The 12,787-nt window shown below is 53.8% G+C and carries 16 protein-coding genes and 1 pseudogene; 6 read left to right on the top strand and 11 right to left on the bottom strand.

Going from position 1 to position 12,787, the window contains the following annotated elements:
• Window positions 1-61 precede the first annotated feature (61 nt).
• Window positions 62-1,618 carry an IS66 family transposase gene (gene tnpC, locus FMM01_RS00815; protein ID WP_150391428.1) on the top strand — a complete coding sequence of 519 codons (1,557 nt, stop codon included), beginning with the start codon at window positions 62-64 and terminating at the stop codon, window positions 1,616-1,618.
• A gap of 101 nt (window positions 1,619-1,719) precedes the next feature.
• Here tnpC and FMM01_RS00810 read toward each other — a convergent pair whose 3' ends face one another.
• Window positions 1,720-3,015 carry a threonine/serine exporter family protein gene (locus FMM01_RS00810; RefSeq protein ID WP_063516407.1) on the bottom strand — a complete coding sequence of 432 codons (1,296 nt, stop codon included), beginning with the start codon at window positions 3,013-3,015 and terminating at the stop codon, window positions 1,720-1,722.
• A 178-nt stretch (window positions 3,016-3,193) separates the two neighbouring features.
• Window positions 3,194-3,739, bottom strand: coding sequence for a hydrophobic protein (locus FMM01_RS00805; protein ID WP_150391427.1), 546 nt, complete (start codon window positions 3,737-3,739; stop codon window positions 3,194-3,196).
• 140 nt (window positions 3,740-3,879) lie between these two features.
• Here FMM01_RS00805 and FMM01_RS00800 point away from each other — a divergent pair, with 140 nt between their 5' ends.
• A complete protein-coding gene (locus tag FMM01_RS00800) occupies window positions 3,880-4,470 on the top strand; it encodes a TMEM175 family protein (RefSeq protein ID WP_150391426.1) in 591 nt (196 codons plus the stop codon).
• A gap of 40 nt (window positions 4,471-4,510) precedes the next feature.
• On the opposite strand, the gene FMM01_RS00795 is transcribed toward FMM01_RS00800, so the two are convergent.
• The 3 genes and pseudogenes from FMM01_RS00795 to FMM01_RS00785 form a co-directional block, all read right to left on the bottom strand.
• Window positions 4,511-4,999 carry a hypothetical protein gene (locus FMM01_RS00795; RefSeq protein ID WP_150391425.1) on the bottom strand — a complete coding sequence of 163 codons (489 nt, stop codon included), beginning with the start codon at window positions 4,997-4,999 and terminating at the stop codon, window positions 4,511-4,513.
• Between the two features lie 6 nt (window positions 5,000-5,005).
• Window positions 5,006-5,428: a MerR family transcriptional regulator gene (locus FMM01_RS00790; protein WP_150391424.1), complete on the bottom strand. Its 423-nt coding sequence runs from the start codon at window positions 5,426-5,428 to the stop codon at window positions 5,006-5,008.
• Between the two features lie 21 nt (window positions 5,429-5,449).
• A pseudogene (locus FMM01_RS00785) lies at window positions 5,450-5,689 on the bottom strand (Zn-dependent alcohol dehydrogenase); the annotation flags it as partial.
• Between FMM01_RS00785 and FMM01_RS00780 the strand changes: the two are divergent.
• The gene (locus FMM01_RS00780) at window positions 5,681-6,217 is read left to right on the top strand and encodes an NAD(P)H-binding protein (protein WP_150391423.1); all 537 of its coding nucleotides are present in this window, start codon (window positions 5,681-5,683) and stop codon (window positions 6,215-6,217) included. The pseudogene FMM01_RS00785 and the gene FMM01_RS00780 sit on opposite strands and share 9 nt — an antisense overlap.
• A gap of 111 nt (window positions 6,218-6,328) precedes the next feature.
• Here the strand turns inward: FMM01_RS00780 and rpsI are convergent, their stop codons facing one another.
• The 6 genes from rpsI to FMM01_RS00750 all read right to left on the bottom strand — a co-directional run bounded on the left by rpsI (window position 6,329) and on the right by FMM01_RS00750 (window position 10,394).
• Entirely contained in the window at window positions 6,329-6,724 is a 396-nt protein-coding gene (rpsI, locus tag FMM01_RS00775) for a 30S ribosomal protein S9 (RefSeq protein WP_027829538.1), read from the bottom strand.
• A 14-nt stretch (window positions 6,725-6,738) separates the two neighbouring features.
• Window positions 6,739-7,182 carry a 50S ribosomal protein L13 gene (rplM, locus tag FMM01_RS00770; protein WP_150391422.1) on the bottom strand — a complete coding sequence of 148 codons (444 nt, stop codon included), beginning with the start codon at window positions 7,180-7,182 and terminating at the stop codon, window positions 6,739-6,741.
• A 165-nt stretch (window positions 7,183-7,347) separates the two neighbouring features.
• Window positions 7,348-7,722, bottom strand: a complete 375-nt coding sequence (locus tag FMM01_RS00765) for a hypothetical protein (RefSeq protein ID WP_150391421.1) — start codon at window positions 7,720-7,722, stop codon at window positions 7,348-7,350.
• Window positions 7,704-8,336 carry a TPM domain-containing protein gene (locus tag FMM01_RS00760; RefSeq protein ID WP_150391420.1) on the bottom strand — a complete coding sequence of 211 codons (633 nt, stop codon included), beginning with the start codon at window positions 8,334-8,336 and terminating at the stop codon, window positions 7,704-7,706. Before FMM01_RS00760 ends, FMM01_RS00765 begins: the two co-directional genes overlap by 19 nt.
• Window positions 8,337-8,378: 42 nt before the next feature.
• Complete coding sequence (locus tag FMM01_RS00755; RefSeq protein WP_190973419.1) at window positions 8,379-9,821, bottom strand: MFS transporter; 1,443 nt, start codon at window positions 9,819-9,821, stop codon at window positions 8,379-8,381.
• A 75-nt stretch (window positions 9,822-9,896) separates the two neighbouring features.
• Window positions 9,897-10,394: an LURP-one-related/scramblase family protein gene (locus FMM01_RS00750; RefSeq protein WP_063516497.1), complete on the bottom strand. Its 498-nt coding sequence runs from the start codon at window positions 10,392-10,394 to the stop codon at window positions 9,897-9,899.
• 159 nt (window positions 10,395-10,553) lie between these two features.
• Here FMM01_RS00750 and FMM01_RS00745 point away from each other — a divergent pair, with 159 nt between their 5' ends.
• From FMM01_RS00745 to FMM01_RS00735, 3 genes are all read left to right on the top strand, one after another.
• On the top strand, window positions 10,554-11,501 hold the full coding sequence (locus FMM01_RS00745) for an NAD(P)-dependent oxidoreductase (RefSeq protein WP_150391418.1): 948 nt from the start codon (window positions 10,554-10,556) through the stop codon (window positions 11,499-11,501).
• A gap of 112 nt (window positions 11,502-11,613) precedes the next feature.
• On the top strand, window positions 11,614-12,174 hold the full coding sequence (locus FMM01_RS00740; protein WP_150391417.1) for a TetR/AcrR family transcriptional regulator: 561 nt from the start codon (window positions 11,614-11,616) through the stop codon (window positions 12,172-12,174).
• Between the two features lie 18 nt (window positions 12,175-12,192).
• A complete protein-coding gene (locus tag FMM01_RS00735) occupies window positions 12,193-12,777 on the top strand; it encodes an NAD(P)H-dependent oxidoreductase (protein WP_150391416.1) in 585 nt (194 codons plus the stop codon).
• The last annotated feature ends 10 nt before the right edge of the window (window positions 12,778-12,787 follow it).

Raw genomic sequence — 12,787 nt, 5'->3', positions numbered from 1 at the left:
TTTCCTTCGCCGTATAAAACATGATATAATCCATTTATTATATTTATTGGAGGAACACCGATTGGTAGACACAAAAGATGCAGTGCGATTGGTGGACGCTTCGCCAGAACAATTACGCACCGCACTGCAGAATTCGATAAATGAAAATCAGGACCTCCGGGAACAGATCGCCGTCTTGAAGCGCATGTTGTTCGGTCGGCGCCGGGAATCAAGCGATAACCTGCCGCATGGCCAGACGAACCTGTTCAATGAGCACATCATCACCGGTGAAGAACAAAGCATCATCGACAAGCTCACCGGTGATGACCGCAAGGTCGCCAAGAAGAAGCTCAAGAAAGCGACACGGACCAAGAGCACCGACTTGAACAAGCTGCCGCTGGACGAGCAGGATTGCCTGCTCGAAGGTGAGGAGCGCAAGTGCCCGGTCTGTGGTGAAGAGATGCAGGATATCGGCCGGTCGAAAGTACGCGAAGAAGCAACCTTGATTCCGGCACAGCTCCTGCACACAATCGTCTATCGGCACACCTACGCGTGTCCTAACGGCTGCTTGAATCAGCGCGGCAACCAGTTCCTTAAGAAGTCCGATGTGCCTCGCCCAGCCATACCGCATAGTCCAGCTTCTTCAAGCGTCTTGACCGAATCCATCATGGCTAAGTTTGCCTACAAGATTCCGGACAACCGGCAAGAACGCTTGTGGCACAGTCGCGGGGTCGATTTCACCCGGCAATCAATTGCCAACTGGCACATCAAGGCGTCAGAAGGCTACCTGGAGTCCCTATACAAGCTGATGCACCGAGATCTGCTGACTCAAGACGTTATCCATGCGGACGAAACGCCCTACCGGGTGTTGGATCTAAAGAAGGCGCAGACCTATTACTGGGTCTACACGTCCAGCAAGCACAGCGCCCACCAGATCGTCATGTATGAGCACGGTAATAGCCGCGGTTACGAGGAAGCTGCCCGGTTCCTGGCCGGCTACGAAGGCTACCTGCAAAGTGATGCCTACGCCGTTTACCCTAATTTGCTTGGGGTCACCAATGTCTTCTGCTGGGCTCACGTGCGTCGTAAGTTTGACGAAGCCGTGACCGCCGGAGACAAGGGGCTGGCCCCAACGGGCCGCCAGTATTGCAATGATCTCTTCCAATGGGAAAAGAAATGGCAAGACTTGTCGGCTGATGAACGTCAAACCCAGCGCGAACAACGACTCAAACCTGTCATGGATGCGTTCTTCGCTTGGCTGGTCTCGTTGGACGGCAGCTATCTGCCAAAATCCAAGGTGGGCAAAGCCATCACCTATGCGTTGAAGCATGAGGCTGGCTTGCGGGCAGTCCTGTTGGACGGCCGACTTGAACTATCGAACAACCGGGCCGAACGCGCCGTCAAAGAACTGGTCATCGGTCGTAAAAATTGGCTGTTTTCGCAGAGCAAACGCGGCGCGACGGCTGCGGGGGTCATTCTTAGTCTGCTCACGACAGCACGGGCTAATCACCTCGATCCGAGTAAATATTTCAACTATCTATTCGACACAGTGCCTAATTTGCCGGCTCCCGGCGACATGGTCGCCTTGCAGGACTATTTGCCGTGGGCGCCGAAGGTGCAGGCGTTCTGTCACGAATAACAGCGGGTAAAGCAATGGTGCAATCTTCATGATAGAGGATTGCACCATTTTTGTCTTCACACCTATTTCAACGACCGCTTACGAATGATGAGACCGTTCTTTTAGTCGCTCTGCCGCCATTTTTCATCTAAAATCAGCCGGGCCGCAAACAACCCCATGGGCAGAAACATAATGATCAGCACCGCGCGCGTCAGCCACATCGCGCCGACACTCAGCGAGTTGGACCCAATATTGTACATCGCCCGATAAATATACAGGCCCGGTACCATGATAACAATGGATGGCACCGTGAGCGAGATTCGGGGGAACCCTTGGTAACGATTGATCAGCGAGGCCAGCAGCCCCGCGGTCAGTGCGCCAATGAAGGCCGCGGCGGCGGCCGGGATAATCGTCAAGTCCACGAGTTCCAGGCGCAGCGTATTAGCTACGGCCCCGACAAGTCCGGCCGTGATCGCCATCTTCTGGGGGCTGTTGAACATAATGGAGAACCCATACACGCCGCAGAAGCTGGCCAAAACGCGGCAAGCGGCGAGAACGAACGGGTTCAGGCCCAACGGCATAAAATTACCCGGCCGCGAGTTGACCATCAGCGCAAAGAGCCAGCCAACCAGTGCCGCTACGGTGGTGATCATTGTAGCATACACCAGCCGTTCGATGCCGGACCGCATATCCAATTTCGACATATCCAGCATACTGGTGATGAACGGGAAACCAGGGATAACAAACAGCATCGCGCCGATATACCCAGCCTCATGCCCGGCCGCGACATTAAACAGCGCCACCAGACTTTGGAAAACCGCCGCGTAGGAAAGGCACGCCGCCGCTACCCCGACGCCAATGCAGGCCAAGGTCGTGATATGCTTTTTGATCATCCAGCCGCGGATCAGATTGCCCACACCGGCGCCAATGAAGGCACACAGCATTTCGATCAGCCCGCCGCCCAGTAAAAAGACGAAGGCACTGCATGCCAGCGCGGCGGCAAGGCCGCCAACCACCACCGAATAGTTGCCGGACCGGTGCTGAATATGGTCCAGGGTCAGATGCAGCTCCCGCATCGTCAAATGCGCATATTTCCCTTCGAACTGATGGACAAACCGTTCCATCCGATTTAATTTATCGGTATTGACCCCGCTCGTGGGCAGCGACAGGACCTGGGAATAATGGTGATGCGGGCTGAAACAGGTATATTCAATAGAAATCAGGCCAATATCGGCCGAACAAGTCAGTCCCAGTACCCGGGCCACCGTATCCATCGCGTCCCGCACGCGCCACGCCCCGGTCCCGCAGGATAGCAGAATGATGCCGACCCGCCCGACGATCGTCGCCCGCGCTGCCAAACTGGCTTCCTTTGCCGGGATGTCATCTTCGTGGATCAAATCCTGCCACGGGATGGCCATATGATGTTTTTCAGAAAGTGTCCAATGTGTTTTCGGTCGAAATTGCTGCTTGCCGTCCACGGCGGTGTCCCCTTTTCTTCATTAATGTTTCAGAAAGTCACTTTTGTTATCTTAGCACAAAATTTTCTGAAAACCGAATAGACGAGGCGGCGAAGCAATCCCGCTAGACCGCACTATGTTAATTGCTTTTTGTCTTTTCCCGATGCGCAATGGCGGCCCATACTCGCGGCTCTTTGCGGATCGCCAGCATGATGTAAACGATACTGGCCACCGCGGATTGCAGCATAATGTTCCAACTGGCCGCTTGCGAGAAGTTCTTAAAAACAAACAGATCTTTGACCAGCTCGTCGGTCAGCTCGCCCATGATGCTGACCCGTTCCCCTGACCACCAGGCAAACAGGATCCCGTACGCAAAAATCACGATCCACCCCAGTAAATACTGCCAGTTGCGCCGGGCTTTAACAATCGGCCGCTGGTTCTCATCCTGCTCATCGGTCACTTGCAGCACCAGCCCCGTCGCCTGGAACCAGCCAACCAGTGCCCCAATCACCACCGTAAGCACCAGCGGCAGCAATGCCGGCGGTCGCTTGATAATCAGCACACACCCCATGATCAAGGTATATGCCGGCACAATCACCATCTCCAGCCGAGATATTTTCTCGTACTGAAAAATATGACGCGTAAAAAAGCGCAGTGCCACAGCTAACAAAATAATTTGACCCATGATTAACCTCCCATTTCGTATTGATTGCCGCATTGTACTGCGAACCAGGCAGTGATTCAACGTCCCCGCGAGCGAATCAGTCCGCACTTCACTGCCGCGGCGGTATACTTAGGGAGTAATTGCAGAAAGGAAGCGGCCTTATGAACAAAGCCCGTGTCGAAGCTTTTACTGACGCCGTGGTCGCCATTATCATGACGATCATGGTCTTAGAATTCAAAACTCCGGAATCGCCCAAGTGGACGGCCATTCTCCACGAGGGTCCCTATCTGTTTGCCTTCGGCGTCAGTTTCGTCTTCATCGCCGTAGCCTGGTACAACCATCATTATATGTTCTCCCTGGCCGAACGGATCTCCAAACGGGTCTATTGGCTGAACATTGCCTGGTTGTTCGCGATGTCGTTATTGCCGGTGGCGACGGCCTGGGCCGGCCGCTATCTGCAAGCGCGCGGACCAGAGTATTTCTACTTGCTGGTTTTCTTCCTCTGGAGCAAGACCTATCTTTATCTCAGCGTAGCCATCGCCAACGACTTGGATGCCACGAATACCGAGAAAGCCGCCCGGCTGCGGCAGATGCCGATATTTCGCTTCCTGCGCGGTTGGCGGCTGCCGGCCGAGACGGCCGCGGTAGCCGTCATTGTCTACTTCTATCCGCCCAGCTGTCTGCTGATCACGCTGTCGGAACTAGTCTATATGGCGATCCACACGACACCGGATAGTGATCGGGTTTCTTAAACCAAAAAAACTCCCTGACACCGTCAGAGAGTTTCGCTATTTAATCAAGCCGAATCACGAGTTTGATTTTCGGCCGCTTGACGCGACCCGTTTGTAAGTAATCGGCCGCCTGATCAGCAGATGCCCGATCGGTCACCACCGCCGTGAGATCCATATCCAGATGCATCGCCACCCGGCTCCACAGGTTAACCACTTGGTCTGTTCGATTGGCCGTCGGCAGGACCAGCACCATCTGTTTCCGGGGACAGTTCGTGAACTGCTCGCGGCTGGCCAGCACCCGCTGGGCAAAGGCAGTCATTGCCGACTGCTGCCGGCCGGCCGGAACGCCAACCACGAGGATGTTGGCGTCTTGGATGGATTCACAGACCCCGGCAAATTGATCGTCGGGCCTATTTTCTCCCGGTGCGGCTACTGGGCTCTCCACTAAACGGACAGTGCAATAGTCTTGACCGGCCAACAGCTGATCAGTGAGTGCTTGGACGCGCTGATTCGGCGGTGCACTGGTGTCCAAAAATAAAATTGGCCGCATGGACCATCATCCCTTGATATGGGCTTTGTCAGAGTCCGTGTCTTTACCCTCATAGGCCAGCATCTCGTTTTCGTAGCCCAGCATGTGGTCTTCAAAATGATCGATCTTAAAATCGAGGTAGCGAATGGTTTTATCAATATTATCCCTTTGTTCCGCCAGGTCTGCCCGTTGTTTGACGAACAAGGCTTTGCGGGCCGCGACCGTTTGATCGCCCTCACGCAATAGTTTGACAAACTCCGACAGCGCTTCGATCGACATCCCTGCCTTGCGCAGCACCATGACGTAATACACCCAGTTCACGGCATGCTGGTCATAGTCCCGATAGCCGCTCTCATTCCGGGTAATCTCCGGCAACAACCCAATGCGTTCCCAATACCGCAAAGTATCTTTGGTTAAGTTGAATTTCTTGCTGACTTCATCAATGGTCATTCGACTCACTCCTTCAATTGACTAGCGGCTGACAAACACTAATGACTTGATTGCTTTACGCTGATCCATGGCATCATAGGCATCCTGAATGTGGTCCAAATCGAATCGCTGCGTAAAGACTTTGCCTGGGTGAATCGTACCATCCAAGACCGCCTTCAGCAGAATCTGCTTGTCATATGTGGTCACGGAGGCGATGCCGCCCCGCAACCCAATATTACGCCAGAATAAGTTGTTGGTGTTCATTTCCGCCTTTTGCGGCAGCCAAAACGGATCGGTCAAACGGATCCCAGTCGGGAGACTGTGATCAACGGCGACGTGAACGACTATCCGACCCTTGCCCAAGCCATGGCTGGTCAAGATCTGGTTTATGCCAACTTGGGCGGCGAGTTTGAACCCATGGCCAAAAACATTGTTCAGGCTATGACAGCGGCCCACGTCAATCGCCTGATCTATGTCACCGGTCTGGGCCTGTACCACGAAGTACCCGGCGAATTCGGCCGGTGGGTGGAGGAATCAATTGGCACACCAGTCATGGACGACACCCGCCGAGCGGCGAAAATCATTGAGGAATCGACCGTGAATTACACCATCATCCGCGCCGCTTACATGACCAATGATGACGAGATTGACTACGAGCTCACCGAAAAAGGGTCGCCGTTCAAAGGCACGACCATCTCCCGCCAGAGTATTGCCGATTTGATCGTCAAGACAATCAAGAATCCCGCGCTGCACCAGCACAGCAGTCTAGGCATCGATAAACCTGGTACCGATGGCGATCGGCCCTATTAGCAAGTGATGCCAGCCCTGCCTTCGCAGGGCTTTTTTTGGGCGAAAAAAAAGGCCTGCTCGCAATGAGCAGACCTTCTCAATGTCGTTATCAGTACGGCAATTAATCGATGATTAACGCTTGCTGAATTGACTCGCCTTACGGGCCTTCTTCAGACCAGGCTTCTTCCGTTCCTTCATCCGCGGGTCACGGGTCAGTAACCCGGCCTTCTTCAAGGCGCCACGGAAATCAGGATCGACTTGTAACAATGCCCGGGCGATACCATGACGGATCGCACCGGCTTGGCCAGAATAGCCGCCGCCGAAAACATTGACCTTAACATCGTAAGTGTCAGTGGTTTCAGTAACGCCAAACGGTTGCTTCAAGTCAAGGATCAGGAGCGCGGATTGAATGTAATCTTCAACCGGCCGACCATTGACCGTGATCTTACCAGTACCAGGTACTAAACGAACACGGGCAACGGAATTCTTGCGCCGGCCTGTGCCGAGATAATCTGCTGTTTGTGCCACAATGAATTCCTCCTTTAAATAAGCTTGTTAATATCAAGCACTTCGGGTTGTTGCGCAGTCTGTTTATGCTCTGCGCCAGCATAGACGTGAAGCTTCAGGAACTGCTTGTGACCAAGCGAGTTCTTCGGCATCATGCCCTTGATCGATAATTCGATCAGCTCTGTCGGATGGTTCTCCCGGATTTCTCCAGCAGTCCGTGTCCGCAACCCGCCAGCATAGTTGCTGTGGTGATGATATAACTTGCGGGAGGCCTTGCGGCCAGTCAGCTTCACGTTCGCGGCGTTGATAATAATCACATTGTCACCCGTATCCACATTCGGAGTGAATTGTGGCTTATTCTTGCCCCGCAGAATCGTGGCAGCGGCAGCCGACATACGTCCCAAGGGAATATCTGTGGCGTCGAGTACATACCATTTACGTTCGATTTCAGTTGGCTTAGCCAGATAAGTTGTACGCAAAATTAGTTCCTCCATTTTCGGTGTTTACACCAATCTAAGTTTCCGGGGCTCACAGTGGGGTAAACAATACCGTTAACAATCATACCGGTTGAAAAGCGCAAAGTCAACGGCTAATCCGGAATGGTGCTTGACAAATTCACCGATCTATTATATTGCAGCGCCAGGCTACCCGTCACTGGAGTCAGACCCCGACCCGGCATTACGGCCCATGCGCAATACCCCGGTGAACCAGTCCCAGGGATCAAGGAAGAACGTGCCGAAGAAAAAGGCCACAAAGGTGAGTGAATTGAGCCAGTGGCTGGCGCGGAACACAAAATGGGCCAAAAGATAGCTCACCAGCAGCGCCAGGACGATCCAGTGGGCGGCCTTGACCGGGATATGCCAGCCCATGACCTGCCATAATCGCGGCCGATCCCACCAATAGTTCCGACCGGTCTTTTCCCGATGCCGTAAGCTGCTCATGCGCAGTACGATGGCGATGACGACGCGCAAAACCACTAAACCGATGGCCATCAAGATACTTAAAACAAGATGGTCCATGATCCAATCCGCAGCTTCACCAGCCACTGAATAAGCGCATCGGTTCGCTGCACGATCGCTGGCTTGTTCTTCCCCGCTGCGGGAATGACCGCTTTGGCCACCCGATCGAAGACCCGGCGGAGGCCTTTATCCACCGTGTCCGGGTCTTTAGACTGCAATAACTGGCGATTGGCATCGAGAATATCGCCAATTTGGGGGCTACTCAGCACTGCTGTCAGGCCATTTCCGACTTCAATCTTCACATAGCGCGTCCCGTGGCGATTATTGGTCATGATTAGGACGCCGACATTCTTTTTCCCCTGACCGACGTTCCAGGCTTTGTACAAATCAGCAGCCAACTGGTCAATGTCTTCATCGGCATCCGCCAAAGTCGCGACCGCGATCTCCGGCGCGTTGGGCGTGTCCATCAGTTGCCAATTGATCTGCTTAATACGGGCAATCGTCGCGGTACTGAGCACATCGTCACCATCATAATAGTAGCCCGCCATGTCGCCGGGCAGGTCCACTGCGGCCGTGACCGACTGTCCCAGACCGCTGCCCCAAATGGCCAGCAGAATAACCGCCATACCGATCCAGACCGCCGCCAGTCGATGTTGGGTATTAGTCTCCCCCATACCTGCTCCCCCAAACAGTGCGTTTTGTTATTTACCGCGCAGCTAGTATTTCCGCGACAGCGCCGCATCGGCTTCCGCCCGGGTAATTTCACCCGCATTGAACTTCGCCATCACCTGAACGTCCTTGTCGTTCAGTTTGTAGAAATGATACGGAATCAGGGCCAACGCCGTGCCAATCACCGGCACCAAGGTCGCCGTGATCCATAACCCGTTCAGCGCCATCGCTGTCTGTTCAATGTGCATCGATTGCAACTGAGCGAAACTGCTGGCATCGATCGTCACCCAGCCGAACAGACTGAGGATAAACAAGCCGATGGGCTGGGCCAGGGAAGTGAACTTAGCCGCGAAGGATTGGATGGCAAAGGCCACGCCCCGGGCATCCACCCCCGTCTTGAACTGGCCATACTCAACGGCATCCGGCGTGAAGGTCAGATTGATCGTATAAATCAGGCCATAGGGAATCGACCGGATAATCACCAAAATGATATAGAGCAGCACATTTTTATACCCGACCAGATAGACCACTAGGCCAGTGACCACAAAGGCGGCGTTGGCCCAATAGAACAGCCGGAACTTGTCCACGTGTTTCAATATCCGGTTGATCAGCGGCGAAATAATGAGCATCGGCAGGGCCGAAAGGACCAACATCAAGGTACTGAACAGCGCGCTGCCAAATAAATAATAGGAAACGAACAGATCAATGGCCGCCTGGGTCATCAGTACCCCGGAAATAATATAGCCGGAATAGAATAATAGCAGATACTTGTTGCTCCGCAGGTAATGGAGCATCTTGCCGAAGCTGTACTTTTCCTCACTCGGCTTGGTCTTGATTCGCTCCTTGCCCTTGATCGCCACCGGGATCATCGTCAGGACAACGATCAGCGATATGAGCAGCGCGGTCTGGGCAAAGCTGAAGCCGACCCGTTCACTGACCAGTACCGTCGCCAGCATGGAGGTGACGAATGCCCCGCCCAGGGCGAAGACCCGGGCAATGGAAAGGATACTGTTGCGCTCGATCAGATTGGTGGTCATCATCGTGACCAGGTTATAAATGGGAATGTCGCTCAACGTATACGCGGTGTCCCACAATATATAGCCGACGACAAACCAGACAATCTTCGCCGTCTGGCTTAGAGCACCGGGAATTTGGTAGATAAAAATCGTCGTCAGCGGAATCAAGACCAGTGTCATCCGCAGCCACGGCAGGCTCTTGTTGCCGCTCTTGAATTTCACCCGGTCAAAAATCACGCCGAAAATCGTATCATTCACGGCGTCCCACAGTTTGACGATCACCATTGCCGTCGCAATCTTGGTCAAGTCAATGCCGATCATCATCATGTAGGTGGTGAGAAAGCCGCCGAGCATGGTGTAGGACATACTTTGGCCGACAAAGTAGGACCAATAGCTGAGACGTTCGCCAGCGCTGGTCATTGGCGGCGGCGCAGCCTGAATCGTTTTTTCTGCCTTAACCGGTACTTTTGCCATGATTACACTTCCCCTCGTTACTTGTTTCCTTAAGCATAGCATTGAACGGGGAGAAAACGGTTGCTGAGTGCTTACTTAGGTCGAAGACGATGACGCACCCGCACTATCTTGGGCCTTCACATAATCAATCGCCAATACCAGCGCAATAACAAGCCCTTCATAATCTTCGTTGCTGATGTCTAACTCGTAGGCATGGCCGAACGAAAAGGCATCTTCATGAATCTGCGCGACCTCTTGGCCCTGGGCAGTGACGGTGAAATTAAAGCCCCACCAACTGCCCTGAACATCCACCGCCCCGCTGTCGATTTCGTATTGGCTGCGCAGAAACGTGATCTTCTTGCGAATTGTTGCAATAGTCCGGCCGTTCATATCCACATCGAAAGTGTCGAGAAAGTGAAAGGGCTGATGGATGACCTTCGCCACTTCATTGCCGCTGGGATCAAGCAGCTGGAATTCCTTGGGAAACTTGAAGAAACTGCCGACCACGGTATAGCGGGTGTTCCCATTGGCGTCAGTCACATCAAAGTGGCCGCCGAGGCTGAAAAAGTGTTGGCGCACGTAGAGCTGGCTCATATGAATCGCACTCCTTTGCTGGTTTGGCTTCAGAATACCACGCCGCAGCAAACCGGGGTATGACGTTTTTGTAAGATTGCCGTCATATTTGTGTCACTGGGGACCACTTGCAGTATCGTCAAACCAGCGCCTAAAATGGTGAAAAGGAGTTGTTGTCTCATGAAAGTACTCGCCCTCATGGCCATTCCCGCGCCCATCAAAGACCAAATTGCCGCTCTGCCCAACGTGCAGATCGAAGGCCCCGACTACTTAGCCCAACACGGTTTGACTGATATCACTGCGATTTTCGGCTGGCAAAGCCGGTTAAACGACTTGATCAAAGAAAATTCGACGGTTCGCTTCGTTCAATCATTTTCTGCCGGCGTCGATTATTTCCCGTTGGCCACGTTCCAGGAAAAGAACATCGTCATGGCCAATACCAGCGGTATCCATGCTCGGCCGATCGCCGAATCCGTCCTCGCCTACGTGCTGGCCTTTGCTCGGGGCATAGCGGACAGCGCTCACCGGACACCCGAGAATTTCTGGGATAGGGACGCCTCGCGCGGAGACGTCTTTACACTGCCGGGTAAGACCGCGCTGATTTATGGCACTGGCCATATCGGCCGCGCCATCGCCGAGATCCTGACTCAACAGGGCATGACGGTCACCGGCATTTCCCACCATGGGGAAGCCGTCGCCCCCTTTGCCGCCGTCGGTACCGATCAAGACAGTGCCGCATTTGCCAAGGCCGCGGACGTGATCATCAATATCATGCCGCTGACACCGGAGACGCATCACTTCTTCAACGCTGCATTCTTCGATGCGCTGACGAAGAAACCGTTGTTTATCAATGTTGGTCGCGGTCCCTCGGTGGATACTGAAGCGCTGGTGGCGGCTTTGCAGACTGGCCAGCTCAGCGGTGCTGCGCTGGACGTGTTCGAACAAGAACCGCTGCCGGCGACGTCACCGCTCTGGCAAGCGCCGCATTTGCTCATGACGCCCCACGTGTCCGGTGCATTCACCGAAATATACACGGCAGCAGCAACGATTCTTTACCACAATCTCGCCCAATTTATCCGCGATGGGTCACTGGCCGAAAACCAAGTTGACCTGAGCCAGGGCTATTGATCGCATACTGATTAGCAGCCTGCCGAGCATTAAACTGCTCAGCAGGTTTTTCTTGTCACCATAGGATAACGGTGTTATCCTATGGTCATCAAAGAAAAGAGATGACTACCCCATGGCTGGAAAAACAAACGATACGGAAGATCGCATCATTGCGGCTACGATCGCGACCATCACGAAACACGGCAGCGCCGCGATCTCTCTGCGTCAACTCGCCCAACACGTCGGCTTGACCACCGGCGCCTTTTACAAACACTTTGCCAGTAAAGACGACCTGTTTCGCGCCGTCACGGTCACTCTCTCGCAGCAATTGACCGCCCAAGTCATGCCGCTGCTTGCGGCCGCCGACACCGCGAAAGAAAAACTGTGCTTGCTGGGTGAGCAGCTGCTCCAAGCCAGCGCGGCCCAGCCCCACGTGATCGACTTTTTGTTTTTCAATCCCCAGGCGACGCAGCAATACCAACCCGGCACCGACACAACCGATTTTCCATTGCTGACCCTCACCCGCCAATTGATTGCCGCGACGTTAGCCAGCAGTGCCAGCACCACCCCACCCGCTGACTTCTTCACCCAGGTATGGTCCTTCATCCTGGGTTACGCGCTGCTGATTAAGAATGGTGCCGCGGTATATGACCGAGCACTGCTGGCGCGAACGCTGGACCAAATGCTGGTTTAGGAAAGGAAGTCTTGAATAATGACCCAATTTTTGATTATCTATGCGCATCCTTATGACCGCAGTTTCAACCATGCTGAACTGGATCGCGTGACAGCCAAGCTGACTGAGCAAGGCGATCCTTACCAGGTCATTGATCTGTATCACGATGGGTTCAACCCTGCTTATGACGCCGAAGAACTGCGGCTGTTCCACAGCGGCCAGACCCATGATCCGCTGGTCACCCAGTATCTGACTCAACTCAAAGCGGCCGATGCCGTGATCTTTATCACGCCCATTTGGTGGAACGATTTGCCGGGGATGCTGAAAGGGTTCATCGATAAAGTGATGAAGGAAGGCGCCGGTTTGACCCATGTGGTGACAAAGACCGGAGTGAAGGGCACGCTGACCAACATTCAGAAAACCTATGTCCTGACGACCTCCACGTCACCCACGTTCTATCTGCGATTCTTCTGCGGCAATGCCGTTAAGCAAGTATTTATCGGAGCCACATTGAAGCAGCTGGGGATGCGGCACGTGCGCTGGTCGAATTTTGGCGGGATCACGAATGCCCCAGAGGAGAAACGAAAGGCGTATTTGGAAAAAGTCGGTCAAATGGCTTTCTAAAAATTCCGGT

It is taken from the genome of Schleiferilactobacillus harbinensis, from assembly GCF_008694105.1.
GTDB lineage: Bacteria > Bacillota > Bacilli > Lactobacillales > Lactobacillaceae > Schleiferilactobacillus > Schleiferilactobacillus harbinensis.
Note: the sequence above shows the minus strand (reverse complement) of the source record. Positions and strands in the feature narration are given on the sequence as shown.

Excerpts from the sequence above, each read along its gene's own strand:
- FMM01_RS00750 (WP_063516497.1), bottom strand. The coding sequence starts at position 10,394 with ATGAGCCAGCTCTACGTGCGCCAACACTTTTTCAGCCTCGGCGGCCAC.
- FMM01_RS00760 (WP_150391420.1), bottom strand. The coding sequence starts at position 8,336 with ATGGGGGAGACTAATACCCAACATCGACTGGCGGCGGTCTGGATCGGT.
- FMM01_RS00810 (WP_063516407.1), bottom strand. The coding sequence starts at position 3,015 with ATGGCCATCCCGTGGCAGGATTTGATCCACGAAGATGACATCCCGGCA.
- FMM01_RS00740 (WP_150391417.1), top strand. The coding sequence starts at position 11,614 with ATGGCTGGAAAAACAAACGATACGGAAGATCGCATCATTGCGGCTACG.
- FMM01_RS00800 (WP_150391426.1), top strand. The coding sequence starts at position 3,880 with ATGAACAAAGCCCGTGTCGAAGCTTTTACTGACGCCGTGGTCGCCATT.
- FMM01_RS00805 (WP_150391427.1), bottom strand. The coding sequence starts at position 3,739 with ATGGGTCAAATTATTTTGTTAGCTGTGGCACTGCGCTTTTTTACGCGT.
- FMM01_RS00745 (WP_150391418.1), top strand. The coding sequence starts at position 10,554 with ATGAAAGTACTCGCCCTCATGGCCATTCCCGCGCCCATCAAAGACCAA.
- FMM01_RS00795 (WP_150391425.1), bottom strand. The coding sequence starts at position 4,999 with ATGCGGCCAATTTTATTTTTGGACACCAGTGCACCGCCGAATCAGCGC.
- FMM01_RS00735 (WP_150391416.1), top strand. The coding sequence starts at position 12,193 with ATGACCCAATTTTTGATTATCTATGCGCATCCTTATGACCGCAGTTTC.
- FMM01_RS00790 (WP_150391424.1), bottom strand. The coding sequence starts at position 5,428 with ATGACCATTGATGAAGTCAGCAAGAAATTCAACTTAACCAAAGATACT.
- FMM01_RS00765 (WP_150391421.1), bottom strand. The coding sequence starts at position 7,722 with ATGGACCATCTTGTTTTAAGTATCTTGATGGCCATCGGTTTAGTGGTT.
- FMM01_RS00755 (WP_190973419.1), bottom strand. The coding sequence starts at position 9,821 with ATGGCAAAAGTACCGGTTAAGGCAGAAAAAACGATTCAGGCTGCGCCG.